This window comes from Streptomyces sp. NPDC014870 (assembly GCF_043081505.1).
GTDB lineage: Bacteria > Actinomycetota > Actinomycetes > Streptomycetales > Streptomycetaceae > Streptomyces.
The window spans coordinates 33,789-51,914 of record NZ_JBIBWQ010000005.1 but is presented as its reverse complement, the minus strand read 5'-3'; the positions used below and the strand labels follow the sequence as shown (position 1 = coordinate 51,914).

Sequence of the window (18,126 nt, the reverse complement as noted above, 5' to 3'; positions counted from 1 at the left end):
GGACCAGTGGCCGACAACGCGCGGGCGAAGAAGCTGGCGGACCTCATCCGGGAGGTGGTCGCCGAGAAGCTGCAGCGCGGCATCAAGGACCCGCGCCTGGGTACGCACGTGACCATCACGGACACCCGCGTCACCGGTGACCTGCGGGAGGCCACGGTCTTCTACACGGTCTACGGCGACGACGAGGAGCGGGCCAGCGCGGCCGCCGGCCTGGAGAGCGCCAAGGGCATCCTCCGGTCCGCCGTGGGTGCCGCGGCGGGGACGAAGTTCACCCCGACGCTGACCTTCGTCGCGGACGCCCTCCCGGAGACCGCGAAGACGATCGAGGACCTCCTCGACAAGGCGCGGGCCTCCGACGCGGCCGTGCGCGAGGCGTCCTCCGGCGCGAAGTACGCCGGCGAGGCCGACCCGTACCGCAAGCCCGAGGACGAGGACGAAGAGGGCACCACCGCCTGATGAGCAACGCAGGGAAGACGCCCGACGGGCTTGTCATCGTCGACAAGCCGTCGGGCTTCACTTCGCACGACGTCGTGGCCAAGATGCGCGGGATCGCCAAGACCCGCCGGGTCGGCCACGCGGGAACGCTCGACCCCATGGCGACGGGCGTCCTCGTCCTCGGTGTGGAGCGGGCGACCAAGCTGCTCGGTCACCTGGCGCTGACCGAGAAGGAGTACCTCGGCACGATCCGGCTCGGCCAGACGACCATCACCGACGACGCCGAGGGCGAGATCACGGCGTCCGTGGACGCGTCGAAGGTCACCCGCGAGCAGATCGACGCGGGCGTGGCCGAGCTGACCGGCGCCATCATGCAGGTGCCGTCGAAGGTCTCCGCCATCAAGATCGACGGCAAGCGTTCGTACGCGCGGGTGCGCGGCGGCGAGGAGTTCGAGATCCCGGCGCGGCCGGTCACCGTCTCCTCGTTCCGGGTGTACGACGTCCGGGAGGCCGTCGCCGAGGACGGCACGCAGGTCGTGGACCTGGTCGTCTCGGTGGTGTGCTCCTCCGGTACGTACATCCGGGCGCTCGCCCGTGACCTGGGCGCCGGGCTCGGCGTGGGCGGTCATCTGACCGCGCTGCGACGTACCCGGGTCGGCCCCTACAAGCTCGACTCGGCGCGGACGCTCGACCAGCTCCAGGAGGAGCTGACGGTCATGCCGGTCGCCGACGCGGCCTCGGCGGCGTTCCCGCGCTGGGACGTCGACGAGAAGCGGGGCCGGCTGCTGCTGAACGGCGTACGTCTGGAGATGCCGGCGTACCCCGAGGGGCCGGTGGCCGTCTTCGGTCCGGACGGGCGGCTGCTGGCCCTCGTGGAGGAGCAGAAGGGCAAGGCGAAGAGCCTGGCCGTCTTCGGCTGAGGCCCGGTCGCGTTCGATCGCGTCCGGGTACATCGCGACGGTATTTCGTGGGGCGGCACGCATGCGTGCCGCCCCACGTTCCCCTCCCCCAGAGGAGTGTTATCCATTCCGATCGTCGTTTTCACTCCATCGGGCAGGCGCTCGGAGTGAAACGGGGGAGCGCTTGGGGGCGCGTTCGGCCGGTGTGGTTCTCGCGGTGATCACCGCCGACCTACCGTCGACCTATGGGAAGCGGGGACCTCGGAACGCTGGTACGGATCTGCGATCCGGCGGGCCGCCCCCGCGGGACGGGCTTCGTGGCCGACGACCGGGGGACGGTCGTCACCAGCCACGAGGCCGTGGACGGACTCGCGCGGATCCTGCTGCGGGTCCCCGGCGAGCGCGACCGGTTCGCCGAGGGCGACGCCGTCACCCTGCTGCCCGGCTCCGGCCTCGCCCTGCTGCGGGCCGAGGGGATCGGGGTCCGTCCGCTGCCGGTCTCGGCGCGGACCGAGATCGAGGCCGGGACGTACGTAAGGATCGCGGCGCACGGCTGGCGGGAGGCGCGGGTGCTCGGCACGGCACCCGTCACGTACGCCACCGGTGGCAGGCGGCAGGCCCTCGGCCGGGCGGCCTGGGAGCTGGCCATCGGCACCGAGGGCGCCGACGCCCTGCGGCTCGGCGGGCAGGCCACCGGCGGGCCCGTCGTGGACCCGGCGACCGGAGCCGTCCTCGGCGTCCTCGGCACCGCGCTGCACGGCGACCACCGGGCCGCCGGATACGCGCTGCCCCTGCCGCCCGTGGGCCCGCTGGCCGAGCTGCTGCGGCGCAACGCGGCGACCGCGCCGTGCTACGGCCGCGAGCTCAACCTGGCGGGCGTCCTGGAACTGACGGCGACCGCCACGGCGACCGCGACAGCCCACACCACCGCCACCGCCGCCGGAGCCGCCGGAGCGGCCGGCGGCGCGGGCAGCCGTTCGGCGTGGCCGCCGCCGGTCGAACGGGCCGACTGCGCACGGGAGTTCACGGCCTTCACCGCGTCCGACACCCTGGTCCTCGCCCTCGTCGGCGCGCCCGGCACCGGACGGACCACCGCCCTCGCCGCGCACTGCGCGGAGCGGGCCCGGAGCGCCGAACCCGCCCCCACGATCTGGCTGCGCGGCGCGGACCTGCGCGCCGACGACGCCTCGGTCGCCGACGCCGTGGGCCGCGCCCTGCGCCAGGCGGGCCGGATCGTCACCGCCTCCGGTGTCCATGCCGACATGTCGACCGCCACCCCCGAACGGGCCGCCGCGCTCGCGCGCACGGCGGGCCGCCCCCTCCTGGTCGTCCTCGACGGCCCGGAGGAGATGCCCCCCGCCCTGGCCCACCGGCTCCCGGCCTGGACGACGGGCACCGAAGCCTGGCTCCGCGACCACGGCGGCCGGCTGCTGCTCGGCTGCCGACCGGAGTTCTGGGAGGGGGCCGCCCGCCCGCACGCCGCGGAGTCCACGCACCGTGCCGTACCGCTCGGCGACCTCACCGAGGACGAGGCGGCGCTCGCCAGGGAGCGGTACGGGCTCGCGACGGGCGATCTGGCCGCCGACGACGCCCGGCACCCGCTCGTCCTGCGGTTGCTCGCCGAGGTGCGGGCGGCCGTGCCCGGGGGCGCGCCCGGCAGGCCCGGGCGGGAGGAGGTCTTCGGGGCCCATCTCGACCTGATGTGCCTGCGGATCGCGGTACGGATCGCCGCGGGCACCCGCCCGGTCCCGCGCGGCACTGCCGTGCGCCGGCTCGCGGCGCGGGTCGCCGGGCAGGTCCACGAGGCCGCCCGCAGGTGCCTGGGGCCCGGCCAGGGGGAACTGGACCGCGGCTCCTTCGAGGAGGTCTTCCCGTGGCGGACCGGCTGGGCCTCCGCCGTCCTGACCGAAGGGCTCCTCGTCCCGGCCGGCTCCGGGTACCGTTTCGGCCACGAGGAGCTCGCCGACTGGATCCAGGGCGCCCATCTGGACGTCGACGCGGCCCTGCGCGCGCTGGTCCACCGCCGGGGCGAGGGCGCGCCGGTGCGCCTCCCGGCCCGTCCCGGCACGCCGCACACGGCCGGGGCCCCCGACCCCCTCCCCGTACCGCGTCACCGGATCGGCCCCGTCGTCCAGGCCCTCCTCCTGATGGACCGCGAGCACGGCGCCGACCCGCTCGGGCACCGGCTGACCGACCTGGTCGAGGCGCTCGACCGGCTCCGCGCGGAGGGCCGGACGGCCACCGAAGCCACCTGGTGGGCCTCCCGGCTCCTGCACGGGACCCTGCTCGGCCTCCCGGACCCCAGGCCCTACCTACCGACCCTCCGCCACCTGGCCGACCACCTGGGCAGCCGCCCGGCCGTCCCCGGCCCGGCGACCGCTCCGGATCCGGCGGGGGTCTCCGGCCCGGCGACCGCCCCCGGCTCGGCGGGCGTCCCGGCGCCCCGGCAGGGACCGGACGCGAGATCCGCGGCCTCGGCCACCGCCACCGCCTCGACCCCCGCCCCCTCCACCCTCTTCGGGCCCGCGTTCTGGGCGGCGCTGCGGGTCGGCGAGGGGGAGCGGTTCGACCTGCTGCGGCGGATCGTGCCCGCCGACCCGCCGCCCGGCACGCACACCGCGCCCCGGTTCCTCGACGTCGTCGCCGAACGGCTCGTCGCCGAGCCCCGGGGCGTCCAGCCGCTGTTGTGCCGCTGGTTCGGCGACGGCCGCGCCCTGGGCGCCGCCCCGGACGCCACCGTCGGCACCGCCGCCCAGGCCCTGCTGCACACCCACCGCCACCTCGCCGTCGACGACCTGTGCGAGGCGCTCGTCGCCACCGCGCACCCGCTGGCCGACGGGCTGCTCGCCGCGCTCGCCGAGGACGAGCCGGCCGCCCTCTGCCGGGCCGTCGACCGCTGGGCCCACGACGACGGCAGACCCGCCCGCCGCGCCGCCGCCGCCACCTACGGCGCCCTCGTCACCCCGTACGCCACGACCGGACCCGACCGCGAGCTCCTTCGCTACGCCGCCTTCGCCCTGCTCGCCCGCCCCGCAGACGCCGCGCTGCACGGCGCCGCCCTCGGCCTCCTCGTCCGCGACCCGCACACCCGCTCCCGCCATCTGCCCCGCGCCCTGGCCGACCCCCGCGTCCCCGCCGAAGCGCTCACCACCGCGATCGCCGCCCACCCCGAACCCGTCCTCGCCGCCCTCCGGGCCCGGCTGCACGGCCCGGGCGAGGACGCCGGGGCCGTCCTGCGGGCGCTCGCCGAGGTCACCACCCCCGCCCTCGCCCGCCGCGCCGCCGACCTGGTCCGCGGGTACGTCGACCGCCACCCCGACGGCGCCCGCCACGCCGCCGCCTTCGTCGACCGCCGCCTCGAACACGGGCCCGCCGCCCGGGCCGTCCTCTTCCCGCTGGTCTGCGGGCTGATCCGGGGCCGTCCCGCCGAGGTCCGCAGCGCCCTCGCCCCGGTGCTCGCCGCCCCCGGCAGCGGAGCCTCCCGGCTGATGCGCACCGAACTCCTCGACGTACTCCTCGACCACGAGCGGTACGGGGCCGCACGGGATCTGACCGTCCTCGACGCGCTGCTGCGGGCCGCCGCCCTCGACTGCGAACGGCGCCCCGAGGTCCGCACCCGCGAGCTGGTCCACCGCACGGGGCTGCTCCTCGTCCGCACCCCCGAGGGCGCCACCCGCCTCGACCGCGGGCTCGTCGAGCTGGCCCACGAGGTGCCCGCGTTCGCCGACCGACTGGCCGGCTGGCTGGCCGCCGCACCCGACGACTGGGCCGTCGTCGTCGGCCCCAGCACCCGCCGCACGGTCGAGCGGCTCGGCAGATCCATGCCGATGCGGGGCGACGGCCGTGGGCATGGCAGTCTTAGACCTGCGTAATCGGCGAACAGGCGGACGAGGAGCGGTCACAGTGCAGCGCTGGCGTGGCTTGGAGGACATCCCCCAGGACTGGGGGCGCAGCGTCGTCACCATCGGCTCCTACGACGGTGTGCACCGCGGACACCAGCTGATCATCGGACGGGCCGTCGAGCGCGCCCGTGAACTGGGCGTTCCCTCGGTCGTCGTCACCTTCGAACCGCACCCCTCCGAGGTCGTGCGGCCCGGCAGCCACCCGCCGCTGCTCGCCCCGCACCCCCGCCGCGCGGAACTCATGGCGGAGCTGGGCGTGGACGCGGTCCTCGTCCTGCCGTTCACGGCCGAGTTCTCCCAGCTCTCCCCGGCGGACTTCATCGTGAAGGTCCTCGTCGACAAGCTGCACGCGAAGGCCGTCATCGAGGGACCGAACTTCCGCTTCGGCCACCGTGCCGCGGGCAACGTCGGCTTCCTCACCGAACTCGGTGCCACCTACGACTACGAGGTCGAGGTCATCGACCTGTTCGTGAGCGGGACGGCGGGCGGCGGCGACCCGTTCTCCTCCACGCTCACCCGCCGACTGGTCGCCGAGGGCGACGTGGAGGGCGCCGCCGAGATCCTGGGCCGCCCGCACCGCGTCGAGGGCATCGTCGTCCGGGGCGCGCAGCGCGGCCGCGAGCTCGGCTTCCCGACGGCCAACGTCGAGACGCTCCCGCACACCGCGATCCCGGCCGACGGCGTGTACGCCGGCTGGCTGACCGCCGCGGGGGAGCGTATGCCCGCCGCGATCTCGGTCGGCACGAACCCCCAGTTCGACGGCACCGAGCGGACCGTCGAGGCGTACGCCATCGACCGCGAGGGCCTCGATCTGTACGGCCTGCACGTGGCCGTGGACTTCCTGGCGTACGTACGCGGCATGCTGAAGTTCGACACCCTGGACGACCTGCTCACGGCGATGGCCGGGGACGTGCAGCGCAGTCGCGAACTCACCGGGGCGTACGACCGGAAGAACTGAGGAGCCGCCCCGCCGCCCGGCGGGTCCCGTCGCACGACGAGACCCGCCGGGCGCGCGCCTATCCGTCGGCCCCCGCGCCCGCATCCACCCAGTGGCAGGCCACGCCCCGGACGCCGCCGCCGGGGAGGACCGGCAGGTCCTCGGTGCGGCAACGGTCCGCCACCGGGGCCGCCTCACCCGAGGCGAGGACCTGGCAGCGGGCGTGGAAGCGGCAGCCGGACGGGATACGGGCCGGGTCCGGCGGCTCACCCGTCAGGACCACCGGCGCGCCCTCGGACTCGGGCAGCACCGACAACAGGGCCCGGGTGTACGGATGCCGAGGGGCCGTCAGGACGGACTCCACCGTCCCGGTCTCCACGATCCGGCCCAGGTACATCACCGCGACCCGGTCCGCGATGTTCCACGCGAGCCCCAGGTCGTGGGTCACGACCAGCGCCGAGAGCCCCAGTTCGTCCCTGAGCCGTAGCAGCAGCGCCAGGATCTCGCCCCGTACCGACGCGTCGAGCGAGGCCACCGGCTCGTCCGCGACGATCAGCTCCGGCTGCAGGACCAGCGCGCCCGCGATGACGACGCGCTGCCGCTGACCACCCGACAGCTCGTGCGGGTACCGCAGGAAGAACCGCTCCGGCGGGCGCAGCCCGGCCCGGGCGAGCGCCTCGGCGACCGCCGCCCGCTCGTCCCCGGCGTGGCCGTGGATCCGCAGCCCCTCGGCCACCGCGTCGTACACGGTGTGCCGCGGGTTCAGCGAGCCGCTCGGGTCCTGCAGGACCAGCTGCGCCCGCCTGCGGTAGGCCTTGAGCGCGCGCGAGGTGTGCGCCAGCGGCTCACCGGCGAAGGCGACCGCTCCCGCCGTCGGCGGCACGAGCCCGAGCAGCGAGCGCGCCAGTGTCGTCTTGCCGCACCCCGACTCGCCGACGAGCGCCACGATCTCCCCGGGGCCGATGTCCAGGTCCACCCCGTCCACCGCGCGCGCGGCGGGCGCGCCCCGCCGACCGGGGAAGGTGACGCGCAGTCCGCGCGCCGACAGCAGCGGAACGGCCTCGGACGCGGGAACCTCGGTCACGACCGACGCACCGGCCACCGAGGAGGCACCCGCCCCCGACGGAGCGCCGTCCGGTGTCAACGGGTTCATGAGCCGCTCCCCACATGTACGCAGGCCGCCCGGCGCCCCGCGCCCGCGTCCCGCAGTTCCTGGTCCCGTGTCCCGCACACGTCCGCCACCGCCACCGGGCAGCGCGGATGGAACGCGCACCCGCCCGGCAGGTCGGCCGGGTCGGGCGGGTCGCCGGGCAGCCCGCGCGGCGCCCGCCGGGACGCCGGGTCGCCGATCCTCGGGAACGCCGAGGACAGCGCCCGCCCGTACGGGTGCTCCGCCGCGTCGTACACCGCCCGCGCCGGGCCCTCCTCCACCACCCGCCCCGCGTACATCACCGCGAGCCGGTCACAGGTGTCGGCGAGGACCGCCAGGTCGTGGCTGATCATCAGCAGACTGATGTCGTCGTCGGCCACCAGGCGCTCGATCAGCCGCAGGATCTGCGCCTGGATCATCACGTCGAGCGCCGTCGTCGGCTCGTCCGCCACGATCAGCCGCGGATCGCAGGCGAGCGCCATCGCGATCATCACCCGCTGCCGCTGACCACCGGACAGCTCGTGCGGGTAGGCCGCCGCGCGCGCCGCCGGCAGACCGACGTGCTCCAGGAGCTCCCCGACCCGCTTGCGGGCCGCCGCAGGCGTCGGCCGCCCGTGCACGAGCATCGGCTCCGCGATCTGGTCGCCGATCCGGCGCACCGCGTTCAGCGAGTGCATGGCGCCCTGGAAGACGATCGACGCGCCCGCCCAGCGCACCGCCCGCAGCCGACCCCACTTCATGGCCAGGACGTCCTCGCCGTCGAGCAGGATCTGGCCGCTCAGCCGCGCGGAGGCGGGCAGCAGCCGCAGCAGCGCCAGCGCCATCGTCGACTTCCCGCACCCCGACTCGCCCGCGACCCCGAGCTTCTGCCCGGCGGCGAGAGTGAGGTCGACGCCCCGTACGGCGGGGACGGCGCCCGCCCCCGAGCCGTACGTCACGCTCAGGTTCCGTACCTCCAGGAGGCTCATCGCCCCACCCCCAGCTTCGGGTTCAGCACGGACTCGACCGCCCGCCCGCACAGCGTGAAGGCCAGCGCGACAAGGGCGATCGCGATCCCTGGCGGGGCCAGGTACCACCAGTGGCCGGACGACACCGCGCCCGCCTCCCGCGCGTCCTGGAGCATGCCGCCCCAGGAGACCACCGTCGGGTCGCCGAGGCCGAGGAAGGCCAGCGTCGCCTCGGTGAGGATCGCGGTCGAGATGCCGAGCGTGGTCTGGGCGAGCACCAGCGGCATCACGTTCGGCAGCACGTGCCGGCTCATGATGTGCCCGTGTCCGCCGCCGAGGGCCGTGGCCCGCTCGATGTACGGCCGGGACTCCACCGCGATCGTCTGCGCGCGGACAAGGCGGGCCGTGGTCGGCCAGCTGGTGACGCCGATCGCGAGGATCACCGTCCACATCGAACGGGACATGACCGTCGCGAGCACGATCGCGAGGACCAGCGTCGGCATCACGAGGAACCAGTCCGTGATCCGCATGACGACCGTCGAGAACCAGCCGCCGTAGTGCCCGGCGATGATCCCGACGAGGGTGCCGATCGCGACCGAGAGCACCGCCGCGAGCAGCCCGACGAGCAGCGAGATCCGCGCGCCCCAGATCAGCAGACCGAGCAGCGACCGCCCGAACTGGTCTGTCCCGAGCGGGAATTCGGCACTCGGCGACTCCAGGGCCGTACCGGGCGCGTTCGTCACCGACTGGACGTCCGCGCCGACCGTCAGCGGGGCGGTGAGCGCGAGCAGCGCGATCAGGGCGAGCCCGGCGAGACCGTAGAGGCCCGCGCGGTGGGTGCGGTACTGCTTCCAGAAGCGGGAGACCGTGCCGCGCCGGCGTTCCCACGCGAGAGAGGAGAGTGACGAGGACGAGGAGGTCATCGGCCCACCCGGGGGTCGAGCAGCGGATAGAGCAGGTCGGCGATCAGGTTCGCCACGATCATCGCGCCGGCGAAGACCACGAACAGGCCCTGCACCAGCGGCAGATCGGGCACGCTGAGCGCCTGGTAGAAGAGCCCGCCGAGCCCCGGCCAGGAGAACACCGTCTCCACCAGGATCGAACCGGCCGCCACATGGCCGAGGTTGATGAAGATCATGGTGACCGTCGGCAGCAGCGCGTTCGGTACGGCGTGCCGACGCCGTACGACGTCGTCGCGCAGCCCCTTCGCCCGCGCGGTCGTCAGATAGTCGCCGCCCATCTCGTCGAGCAGCGAGGAGCGCATCACCAGGAGCGTCTGGGCGTAGCCGACCGCCACAAGCGTCACCACCGGAAGCACCATGTGGTGGGCGACGTCCAGGACGTACGCGAAGCCCGTCTCGCCCGTCCCCGACTCCATGCCGCCGGTCGGGAAGAGCCCCGGGATCGGGCCGATGCCGACGGAGAAGACGATGATCAGGAGCAGTCCGAGCCAGAACGAGGGCACGGACCACAGGGTCAGCGCGACGCCGGTGTTGATCTTGTCCCCGAGGCGGCCGTGGTTCCAGGCGGAGCGGGTGCCGAGCCAGAGCCCGAGAGCCGAGTAGAGCACCACGGCGACCCCGGTCAGCAGCAGCGTCGCCGGCAGCTTCTGCGCGATGAGCTCGCCGACCGGGGCGCGGAACTGGTACGAGGTGCCGAGGTCGCCGCTCAGCGCCTTCGCGCAGTAGTCGGTGAACTGCTGCCACAGCGGCAGATCGAGGCCGAACTGGCGCCGCAGGGTGGCGAGCTGCTCGGCCGAGGTGGGGATGCCGTGGGTCATCGCCTTGACCGGGTCGCCGGGGATGATCCGGAACAGGAAGAAGCTGGTGACCAGCACGGCGAAGAGCGAGACGGCCGCGCCGCCCAGCTTGCCGGCCACGTAGCGGAGGTACTGGAGCGTCGTACCGGTACGGGAGGAGGCGCCGTCCGTGGCGCGGACCGGTTCGGTCCGCGCCACGTCGGCGGGGGTGCTCGCTGTCGTCACGGCTCTGCTCGTCTACTCGCGGTCGTCGGCCGAGGAGCGGCGCCGCATCGAGAGGAAGATCCCCAACCCGACCACGGCGACCATGGCCGCGCCGATGCCGACGATCACCCCGGCGGACGAACCACCGCCCGAGCCGGACTCGGAACCGGCGGCGGACGTGGTCGGCACGGCCGACCACCAGCTCCAGTAGCCGTCCTGGCCCCAGAGGTTGCCTGCCGCGGCCGGCATGGTCGTGATGGACTTGATCTGGTCCGTGCGGTACGCCTCGAGGGCGTTCGGGTAGGCCATGATGTTCATGTACCCCGTGTCGTACAGCCGGGACTGCATCTGCTTGACCAGATCCGCCCGCTTGGCGGCGTCGTACTCCACCGCCTGCTGCGCGTAGAGCGCGTCGAAGCTCTGGTCGCAGATGAAGTTGTCGGTCGCGCCGGTGTCCTTCGGGGTCGCGGGCAGTGTGCCGCAGGTGTGGATCGACAGGACGTAGTCGGGGTCGGGGTTGACCGACCAGCCGTCGAAGGCGAGGTCGTAGTCGCCCTTGACCCACGGGTCGCTGACGTTGTCGAGGCACTCGACCTTCAGCCCGATGCCGAGCGCCCCCCACCACTCCTGGAGGTACTTGCCGATCGCCTTGTCGTTCGGGTCGGTGGCGTGGCACAGGATCCGGAAGTCCAGGGCCTTGCCGTCCTTGCCCGCCCGCTTCCCGTCGCCGTTCTTCTTGTAGCCGGCCTGGTCCAGGAGCTGTGCGGCCTTGGCCGGGTCGTAGCCGAGCTTCTGCTGGGCGCTCGGCTTCCAGAAGTACGAGCCGAAGCGGGGCGGGATGTAGCCCTCGCCCTCGACGGCGTGGCCCTGGAAGACCTTGTCGACGATGGTGGTCCGGTCGACGGCGAGGAAGAGCGCCTTCCGTACGGCCGGGTCGAGCAGCGCCGGATGGCCGTTGCCGAAGGTCTTGCCGTCCTTCGCCCGCGCGCCCGGGTTGGTGGCGAGCGCGAAGAAGCGCCGGCCGGGGGCGTCGTTGACCTTGATGTTCTTCATGGACTTCAGGGCGGCGGCCTGAGCGGGCGTCAGGTTCGGTACGAAGGACACCTCGCCCTTCTGCAGCGCGGCGACGGCCGCGTCGCCGTCCTTGTAGTACTTGAACACCAGCTCGTCGAACTTGGGTGCGCCACGCCAGAAGCTCTTGTTCGGCTTCATCCTGATGTACTGGTCGACCTTGAAGTCCGTGATGACGAACGGGCCGTTGCCGACGATCGGGAACTGCTTGTCGTTGTTGAACTTCGAGAAGTCGCCGACCTTCTCCCAGACGTGCTTGGGCACGATCGGCACGTCCAGGGCCGTCATCGTCGCCTGCGGCTTCTTCAGCTCGATCACGAGCGTCTGCGGGTCGGGCGCGGTGACCTTCTTGAAGTTGGCCGTGAAGCTGCCGTTCGCGGTGGCGGCGTTCTCGTCCGTCATCATCTTGTTGAAGGTCCAGGCGGCGTCCTCGGCGGTGGCCTGCTTCCCGTCGGACCACTTCGAGTCCTTGCGGATCGTGTACGTCCAGGTCAGCTTGTCGGGCGAGGACGTCCACTCGGTCGCGAGCCCCGGGATCGGCTTGGCGTCCTTCGCGTCGTAATTGGTCAGGTACTCGTACGCCAACCGGTGGATGCTCGTCGAGACGAGCTTCTGGGCGAGGAACGGGCTCAGGGAGTCGACGCTCTGCGAGACGGCGACGGTGAGGGTGGTGCCCCCGCTCTTCCCGTCGCCCTCGGCGGCGTGCGCGGAGGGGGCGCCGACCTGGGGGACGGCCATGAGCGTGGTGGCGGTGACGCCTGCGGCGAGGAGCAGCCGGGGGAGTCGTCGGGGAGCGCGTCTGCGTGGGGCTGCGGGGCGGGGCGGGACCTTCGTGACCATGACCATAGGACGTACCTCGCGTCGTGGATCTTGGGCGCCAACTGGTGAAGCGAAGGTTTATCAGCGGTGGACAAGCATCGTCAACGATGACTCAAACCCCTTGTGGGCTGCGGTAATGCAATGAGGCCCCGCACCGGGGAGCCGGTGCGGGGCCTCATTGGTCTACTCCTGTGACGCCCTACTGCTGAGGGGCTGGCGGAGCCTGCGGAGGCGTCTGCTGCGTCTGCTGGGGCCAACCCGGCTGCGGTACCGGAGCGTTCGGATCCACCGGCGCCTGCGGCTGCGGCTGAGCCTGCGCCGGGGGCTGCTGCCAGCCCTGCGGGGCGCCAGGCTGCTCGTGCTGCGGCGGGTAGGGCTGGGGGTGGCCCGGCGCCTGTGGGTACGGCTGGGGCTGCTGGGGCTGCGGGTACGGCTGGGGCGCGTACGGCTGACCCTGCTGCGGCGGGTACGGCTGCTGACCGGGGTCGGCCTGGCCTGGCATGGGCTGACCAGGGACGGGCTGACCGGGCATGCCCTGCGGGGCGTACCCCTGCTGACCGGGCATCTGCTGGCCCGGCATGGGCTGGCCGGGCATGGGCTGGCCGGGCATCTGCTGACCCGGGACCGGCGGGGCCATCTGCGGCGGCACGCCGCCACCCTGGCCGCCGTCACCCGTCCACAGGCCCTGGACCTGCTGCGCCCGCGCGAAGTCCTCGGCCACCATCGCCGAGAGGTGGAAGTACGCCTCGCGGGTCTTCGGCCGCATCATGTCGAGGTCGACCTCGGCACCCGCCGACAGGTGCTCGTCGAACGGTACGACGACGACACCCCGGCACCGCGTCTGGAAGTGCTGCACGATGTCGTCGACCTTGATCATCTTGCCGGTCTCGCGGACCCCCGAGATGACCGTGATCGAGCGCTGCACCAGGTCCGCGTACCCATGGGCGGAGAGCCAGTCGAGCGTGGTGGACGCGCTGGAGGCGCCGTCGACGGATGGCGTGGAGATGATGATCAGCTGGTCGGCGAGGTCGAGCACACCGCGCATGGCGCTGTAGAGCAGACCGGTACCGGAGTCGGTGAGGATGATCGGGTACTGCTTGCCCAGGACCTCGATCGCCCGCCGGTAGTCCTCGTCGTTGAACGTGGTCGAGACGGCCGGGTCCACGTCGTTGGCGAGGATCTCCAGACCGGAGGGCGCCTGCGAGGTGAAGCGGCGGATGTCCATGTACGAGTGCAGGTACGGGATCGCCTGCACGAGGTCACGGATGGTGGCCCCGGTCTCGCGCCGCACGCGACGGCCGAGCGTACCGGCGTCGGGGTTGGCGTCGATCGCCAGGATCTTGTCCTGCCGCTCGCTGGCGAGGGTCGCACCCAGCGCGGTGGTCGTCGTGGTCTTGCCGACACCGCCCTTGAGCGAGATGACCGCGATCCGGTAGCAGGACAGGACGGGCGTACGGATCAGGTCGAGCTTCCGCTGCCGCTCGGCCTCCTCCCGCTTCCCGCCGAGCTTGAAGCGGGCGGACGGGCCGGGGTTACGGCTCGACTTGGCCTTCTGCTTGTTGTTGCGCAGCAGCCGGTCGGAGGAGAGCTCGACGGCCGCGGTGTACCCGAGCGGAGCCCCCGGCACGGACCGCTCACGCTGGTCGTGCGCGACGGGAGTGGGCCACCCGGCACCGCTCCGCGGATCGACGGGCGCCGCCTGCGGCGGCAACTGCTGCGCCTCGTGCTGCGGCTGACCCGGGGCGGCGGGCTGGGCCCCGGGATGCGGGAAGCCGTAACCACCCTGCGGCTGCGCCGGGTCCTGCGCCTGCGGAGGCACGGGCGTGGGCAGCGGCTGCGGGAGGGGCTGCCCGGGCTGGCCGGGCTGGGGGAAGCCGTAGCCGCCTTGCGGTGCGGGGGCGTCGGCTGCCTGGGGCGGGATGGGCTGCGGGAGCGGCTGTCCGGGCTGCGCGGGCTGGGGGAAGCCGTAGCCGCCCTGCGGTGCGGGGGCGTCGGCTGCCTGCGGGGGGATGGGCTGCGGGAGCGGCTGACCGGGCTGCGGGAAGCCGTAACCGCCCTGTGCCTGCGGGGGTACGGGGGTGGGCAGGGGCTGCGGCAGGCCAGGCTGCGGCTGACCCGGCTGCGGCTGGGGCTGGCCGGGCTGGGGGAAGCCGTAGCCGCCCTGCGGCGCGGGGGCGTCGGCCGCCTGCGGCGCGACGGGCTGCGGCAGCGGCTGCGGCAGGCCGGGCTGCGGGAAGCCGTAACCACCCTGCGGCGGTACGGGAGTCGGCTGCGCCGGCCAGCCGGCGGGCTGCGGCACCGCGGGCGGCGGTGCGGGCTGGTCGCCCGCCGGTGCCTGGGCGGGCCACTGGGGTACGGCAGGGGGAGCCGCCGGCTGGAACGACGGCGGCAGCGGCGGCAGCCCCTCGGCGCCCTGCGGGGCGACGGGGTTCGTCGGAGCGACGGGCACCGGCGGTACGGCGGGCGGCACGGCGTCCTGCGGCTCGGCCGCGGCGGGCGGCGCCACGGCAGCCGCGTCGACCGGCTCGGGCTCCCGCGCCTCGGCCGCGGGCTCGCCCGGCTGGGCGTCCTCGTCGGAGGGCCCGGCCGCCTGCGGAGCCTCCGCGGCTTCCGCTGCCGCTTCGGCTTCCGGCGCCGGGACAGGGGTGGGCAGCGGGAGGGCGTAACCGCCGTCAGGCTGAGGGGCGTTTCCCGCGTCGGCGGTCGGCTGCGCGGCGGGCGCGGCGTCCTCCGGGGCGGCCGTTCCGGCCGCGCGCTCGGCGATCTCCGCCATCTCGCGCTTGAGCGCGGCCGAGGAGAAGCGCATCGTCGCGCCGCTCTCGATGTCGCCGTTGCCGGAGGCCGCGCCGTCGGCGGGCGCGGCGGAGGCGACCGGAGCGACCGGGCCGGCGTCAGCGGCAGCACCCGGCTGAACCGGGCCGGGCTGCACGGGCGCGGGGTCGACCGGCGTCGCGGGCTGAACGGCACCCGGCTGCACCGCACCCGGCTGCACGGCACCGGGCTGCACGGCACCGGGCTGAACCGCACCCGGCTGCACGGGCCCGGGCTGGCCAGGAGCCACCGGCTGACCAGGAGCCGTCGGCTGAACCGCGCCCGGCGCCATGGGCATCCCCGGCATCGCCGGCGGCGGAACAGGCGTCGGCAGCGGCGGAACAGGCATCGCAGCCGGCGGAACAGGCGCCTGCGGAGCCGCCTCGGGTTCGAAGCCGCTGCCCGCCGGGAGCCCCGGGACGGCAACGGGCGCACCGCTCGGCGGCGGTGGCGTCACACCACCCGCACCACCGCTTCCCCCCGCGTTCTGCGTGTACCAGGCCGGAGGGGTGTAGTCGATGGTGAACTCACCCGTCATCTCGGCGGGATCCGCGTCGGACTGATCATCGGCGGATGGATTCCAACCCCCGTGGATCTCGTCCCGATCGCCGTTCACTATTGCCTCCTGGTGTGGTCGCGCACCCTTGTGCTGTCGTGGGCGGGCCCTCCCACCCTAATCGCCAACCGTGTGTGGCGGGCAGGCCCGATCGCCCGTACACGGCTGTCCCGTAGGTCACGTATCGCCCCCAAGTGACCTGCGCGCACCGCAGAGTGAACTCCACAGCGCCACGGGGCGCTCCAAATCCATACAAAAACGGACGGAATTGATGGCTCGTGCCGATCAGTCCATCCGGCGCGCGCTGCCCAACAATCCGGTCTCGGCCTCGGTCGCCTGGGTCATGACGAACTGGCGGTCACCCGGTGTACACCACAGCGTCACCCCGTCCGCGAGCGTCGACAACGCCTCCGACTCCGCGCTCGGCAACCCCATGATCCGGCCGATCTGCGTGGCCTCATCCGGTGAAACGCGCTGGATCCCCACGAGGGAGGACTTCTCCAGCAGGCGGGGTGCCACGGGGCTCAGGTACGGCAGCAGTGTCACCACCGACTGCCAGGGCCCCGAGACGACGCGGCCGCGCGGCGGACGCATGCCGCAGTCCCGCACCACGACCACCGGGCTGCCGGCCGACGCGCCCTGTGGGGGCACCCGGCCGACGTCGTGCAGCGTGATGCACGGCTGACCGCCGCCCGCGGCCTGCGCGAGCGACGCCCAGACCTGCGCCCGGCCGGTCTCCACCGCGACCCGCGCGCCCGTCGCGGCCGCCCGCAGCGCCATCACCTGGGCCGTCCAGAGGCCGCCGATGAGCGTCACGTCGTACGGAGTGGGCCGGTTGATGCCCAGGACGGCGGGCCGGGCCTCGGCGTCCACGCCGATGACCATGCCGTCGTCGCCGACGGGCACGCTGAGCGCGCCGAGCTGGTCCAGTGGTACGGAGTGCCGGTCGCGGCGCGGACCGATCAGCCCGAAACCGAACCGGGGCCGTGCGCTCCGCCCCGCACCCCGACGGGGCCTGCCCGCGGACCGCCCACGCGAACCGCCGCCGGCGGCGGCGGGCGCACCCGGGCCGGGAAGGGGAGCGGGAACGGGAGCAGGGGCGGGAGCGGGAACGAGAACGGGATGGAAACCGGCCTGTGGCTGCGCCTGATGCTGCGGACTCGGAGCCGGAGTCGGATTCGAACCAGAGTGATGAGGACCGGAGAACGACATCAGCGCGCACCCCCCAGCGGCAGCGAGGCCAGCATGCCCGGCACCTGTTCGCGGTCGAGCCGTACCAGACCCGTCTTCACCCCGCGCGCCGCACGCTCCAGTTCGTGCCGCGCGGCCACCAGCTCCTCGTCGCTGCGCCCGGTGATCCGTACGTGCCCGGCCACCGTCACCTCCTGGCGGTCACCGCCGCTCAGCGTCAGGCTGAAGGTCGTCGCGAGTGCGGGGAGCGAGGTCAGCAGCGCGATCAGCTGCGGCATCGACGCGCCAGGGCCGCCCGTGCCGCCGGCGCCGCCGAGGTGCGGCCAGCGCCCCACCCAGTACGTCGTGTGCCGGCGGTCGTCGACCCGCCAGGTCCGCGCGGTCTCCAGGGTCCGCCGAGCCTGCGCCTGCCCGCGTCCGGCCTGTGTGATCGCCGCCGGGCTCGCGCAGGTCGACGTGGCGAGCGCGGCGGTCAGCTCCTGCTCCGTGAGCACGGTCGCCCGGAACCCGGCACCGGCCAGCCGGCTCGCCAGCTGGTCCGCCGACCGCACCACGCACTTCTGCGCGCCCACCAGGCCGCCACCGCGCGCGGCGACCGCCTCCGGGCACAGCTCCGGGTCGAGCTTGAGGGCCACCCAGGTCACCCGTACCGCCGGAGAACCCGTCTGCGCCTGCAGCGGGCCGTAGTTGAGCGCGGCCATCGACTGCGCCGGCAGATGCGGGGCGGGCGCGGGCTGGGTGTGCTGCACGATCTGCGCGGACTCCAGCCGGATCCCGTCCACTTCCAGCACGTCACGGAGGAGCCCGACCGGCAGTGGTCGCGCCGCGCGATCCGGGCGCAGCGCCGTGGTCTCCGCGTCGACCCGCACGACGACGGTCAGGAACGTCCCGTCGCCGATCAACCCGACCGGACGGCGGTCGCGGTCGCTGTACGTGTAGGTACGCAGCGCGGGGTCGCACTCCACGACCGGGGCGAGCCCCGGCTCCGTACCCTCCGGCACGACGAAGGAGGCGGCGCGGCGCGTACGCGCCCGCAGGGTCAGGAACGTACCGAGCCACTCGGGCATCGAACGGCGGTGCCTGCGCACGACCGCGAGCAGCACAAGCACCGCCGCGAGGAGCCCGGCAGGGACCAGCAGCATCGGCTCGACGACCCATGCCACGAGCAGCAGGGCGACCGCGCCCTCGATCAGGACGAGTTGTTGCAATCGGAATGATCCGAAGTGTCCCGGCCGGGCCTGAAGGCGCGGCGAGACGGCGGACGGCGCACCGGTCGCGGGGGAGGGGACAGAACGGGACGAGCGGGCGGGCGTCGCGGATCGCGGTCGTGTCCGCGTCGCGGATGCCATCATCGAGAATCCCCCCAAATCCGTCCCGATCACCCTCGCTCGCCCGTGCTTTGGCGGCCGGATCACCCTACCCGCCCCCTGGGCGCCAGGAGACAG

At 73.9% G+C, this 18,126-nt stretch carries 12 protein-coding genes; 4 read left to right on the top strand and 8 right to left on the bottom strand.

Features of this window, described 5'->3' with window-relative positions; translation table 11 throughout:
* Positions 1–6: 6 nt before the first annotated feature.
* The 4 genes from rbfA (at position 7) to ACF09C_RS15825 (ending at position 6,194) form a co-directional block, all read left to right on the top strand.
* The gene (gene rbfA / locus ACF09C_RS15840; protein ID WP_361603499.1) at positions 7–456 is read left to right on the top strand and encodes a 30S ribosome-binding factor RbfA; all 450 of its coding nucleotides are present in this window, start codon (positions 7–9) and stop codon (positions 454–456) included.
* Positions 456–1,355 carry a tRNA pseudouridine(55) synthase TruB gene (truB, locus tag ACF09C_RS15835; RefSeq protein ID WP_392092049.1) on the top strand — a complete coding sequence of 300 codons (900 nt, stop codon included), beginning with the start codon at positions 456–458 and terminating at the stop codon, positions 1,353–1,355. The genes rbfA and truB overlap by 1 nt, the downstream gene beginning before the upstream one ends.
* Positions 1,356–1,579: 224 nt before the next feature.
* On the top strand, positions 1,580–5,206 hold the full coding sequence (locus ACF09C_RS15830) for a trypsin-like peptidase domain-containing protein (RefSeq protein WP_392092048.1): 3,627 nt from the start codon (positions 1,580–1,582) through the stop codon (positions 5,204–5,206).
* Positions 5,207–5,237: 31 nt separating this feature from the next.
* Positions 5,238–6,194 (top strand): bifunctional riboflavin kinase/FAD synthetase, encoded by a 957-nt coding sequence (locus ACF09C_RS15825; RefSeq protein ID WP_392092047.1) that lies wholly within the window; start codon positions 5,238–5,240, stop codon positions 6,192–6,194.
* A 58-nt stretch (positions 6,195–6,252) separates the two neighbouring features.
* On the opposite strand, the gene ACF09C_RS15820 is transcribed toward ACF09C_RS15825, so the two are convergent.
* From ACF09C_RS15820 to eccE, 8 genes are all read right to left on the bottom strand, one after another.
* A complete protein-coding gene (locus ACF09C_RS15820) occupies positions 6,253–7,326 on the bottom strand; it encodes an oligopeptide/dipeptide ABC transporter ATP-binding protein (protein WP_392092046.1) in 1,074 nt (357 codons plus the stop codon).
* Positions 7,323–8,291, bottom strand: a complete 969-nt coding sequence (locus tag ACF09C_RS15815) for an ABC transporter ATP-binding protein (protein ID WP_392092045.1) — start codon at positions 8,289–8,291, stop codon at positions 7,323–7,325. The genes ACF09C_RS15820 and ACF09C_RS15815 overlap by 4 nt, the downstream gene beginning before the upstream one ends.
* Positions 8,288–9,193 carry an ABC transporter permease gene (locus tag ACF09C_RS15810; RefSeq protein WP_392092044.1) on the bottom strand — a complete coding sequence of 302 codons (906 nt, stop codon included), beginning with the start codon at positions 9,191–9,193 and terminating at the stop codon, positions 8,288–8,290. Before ACF09C_RS15810 ends, ACF09C_RS15815 begins: the two co-directional genes overlap by 4 nt.
* Entirely contained in the window at positions 9,190–10,254 is a 1,065-nt protein-coding gene (locus ACF09C_RS15805) for an ABC transporter permease (RefSeq protein ID WP_392092043.1), read from the bottom strand. The genes ACF09C_RS15810 and ACF09C_RS15805 overlap by 4 nt, the downstream gene beginning before the upstream one ends.
* Positions 10,255–10,266: 12 nt before the next feature.
* Positions 10,267–12,144 carry an ABC transporter substrate-binding protein gene (locus ACF09C_RS15800; protein WP_392092390.1) on the bottom strand — a complete coding sequence of 626 codons (1,878 nt, stop codon included), beginning with the start codon at positions 12,142–12,144 and terminating at the stop codon, positions 10,267–10,269.
* Between the two features lie 178 nt (positions 12,145–12,322).
* The gene (locus ACF09C_RS15795; protein WP_392092042.1) at positions 12,323–15,550 is read right to left on the bottom strand and encodes an SCO5717 family growth-regulating ATPase; all 3,228 of its coding nucleotides are present in this window, start codon (positions 15,548–15,550) and stop codon (positions 12,323–12,325) included.
* A gap of 225 nt (positions 15,551–15,775) precedes the next feature.
* Positions 15,776–16,456, bottom strand: coding sequence for a hypothetical protein (locus tag ACF09C_RS15790; protein ID WP_392092389.1), 681 nt, complete (start codon positions 16,454–16,456; stop codon positions 15,776–15,778).
* Positions 16,457–16,701: 245 nt separating this feature from the next.
* A complete protein-coding gene (gene eccE, locus ACF09C_RS15785; RefSeq protein ID WP_392092041.1) occupies positions 16,702–18,030 on the bottom strand; it encodes a type VII secretion protein EccE in 1,329 nt (442 codons plus the stop codon).
* Between the last annotated feature and the right edge of the window lie 96 nt (positions 18,031–18,126).

Bases quoted from the DNA above. Each gene is read 5' to 3' on its own strand.
- truB (WP_392092049.1), top strand. From the start codon at position 456: ATGAGCAACGCAGGGAAGACGCCCGACGGGCTTGTCATCGTCGACAAG.
- ACF09C_RS15830 (WP_392092048.1), top strand. From the start codon at position 1,580: ATGGGAAGCGGGGACCTCGGAACGCTGGTACGGATCTGCGATCCGGCG.
- ACF09C_RS15820 (WP_392092046.1), bottom strand. From the start codon at position 7,326: ATGAACCCGTTGACACCGGACGGCGCTCCGTCGGGGGCGGGTGCCTCC.
- ACF09C_RS15815 (WP_392092045.1), bottom strand. From the start codon at position 8,291: ATGAGCCTCCTGGAGGTACGGAACCTGAGCGTGACGTACGGCTCGGGG.
- ACF09C_RS15810 (WP_392092044.1), bottom strand. From the start codon at position 9,193: ATGACCTCCTCGTCCTCGTCACTCTCCTCTCTCGCGTGGGAACGCCGG.
- ACF09C_RS15800 (WP_392092390.1), bottom strand. From the start codon at position 12,144: ATGGTCACGAAGGTCCCGCCCCGCCCCGCAGCCCCACGCAGACGCGCT.
- eccE (WP_392092041.1), bottom strand. From the start codon at position 18,030: ATGGCATCCGCGACGCGGACACGACCGCGATCCGCGACGCCCGCCCGC.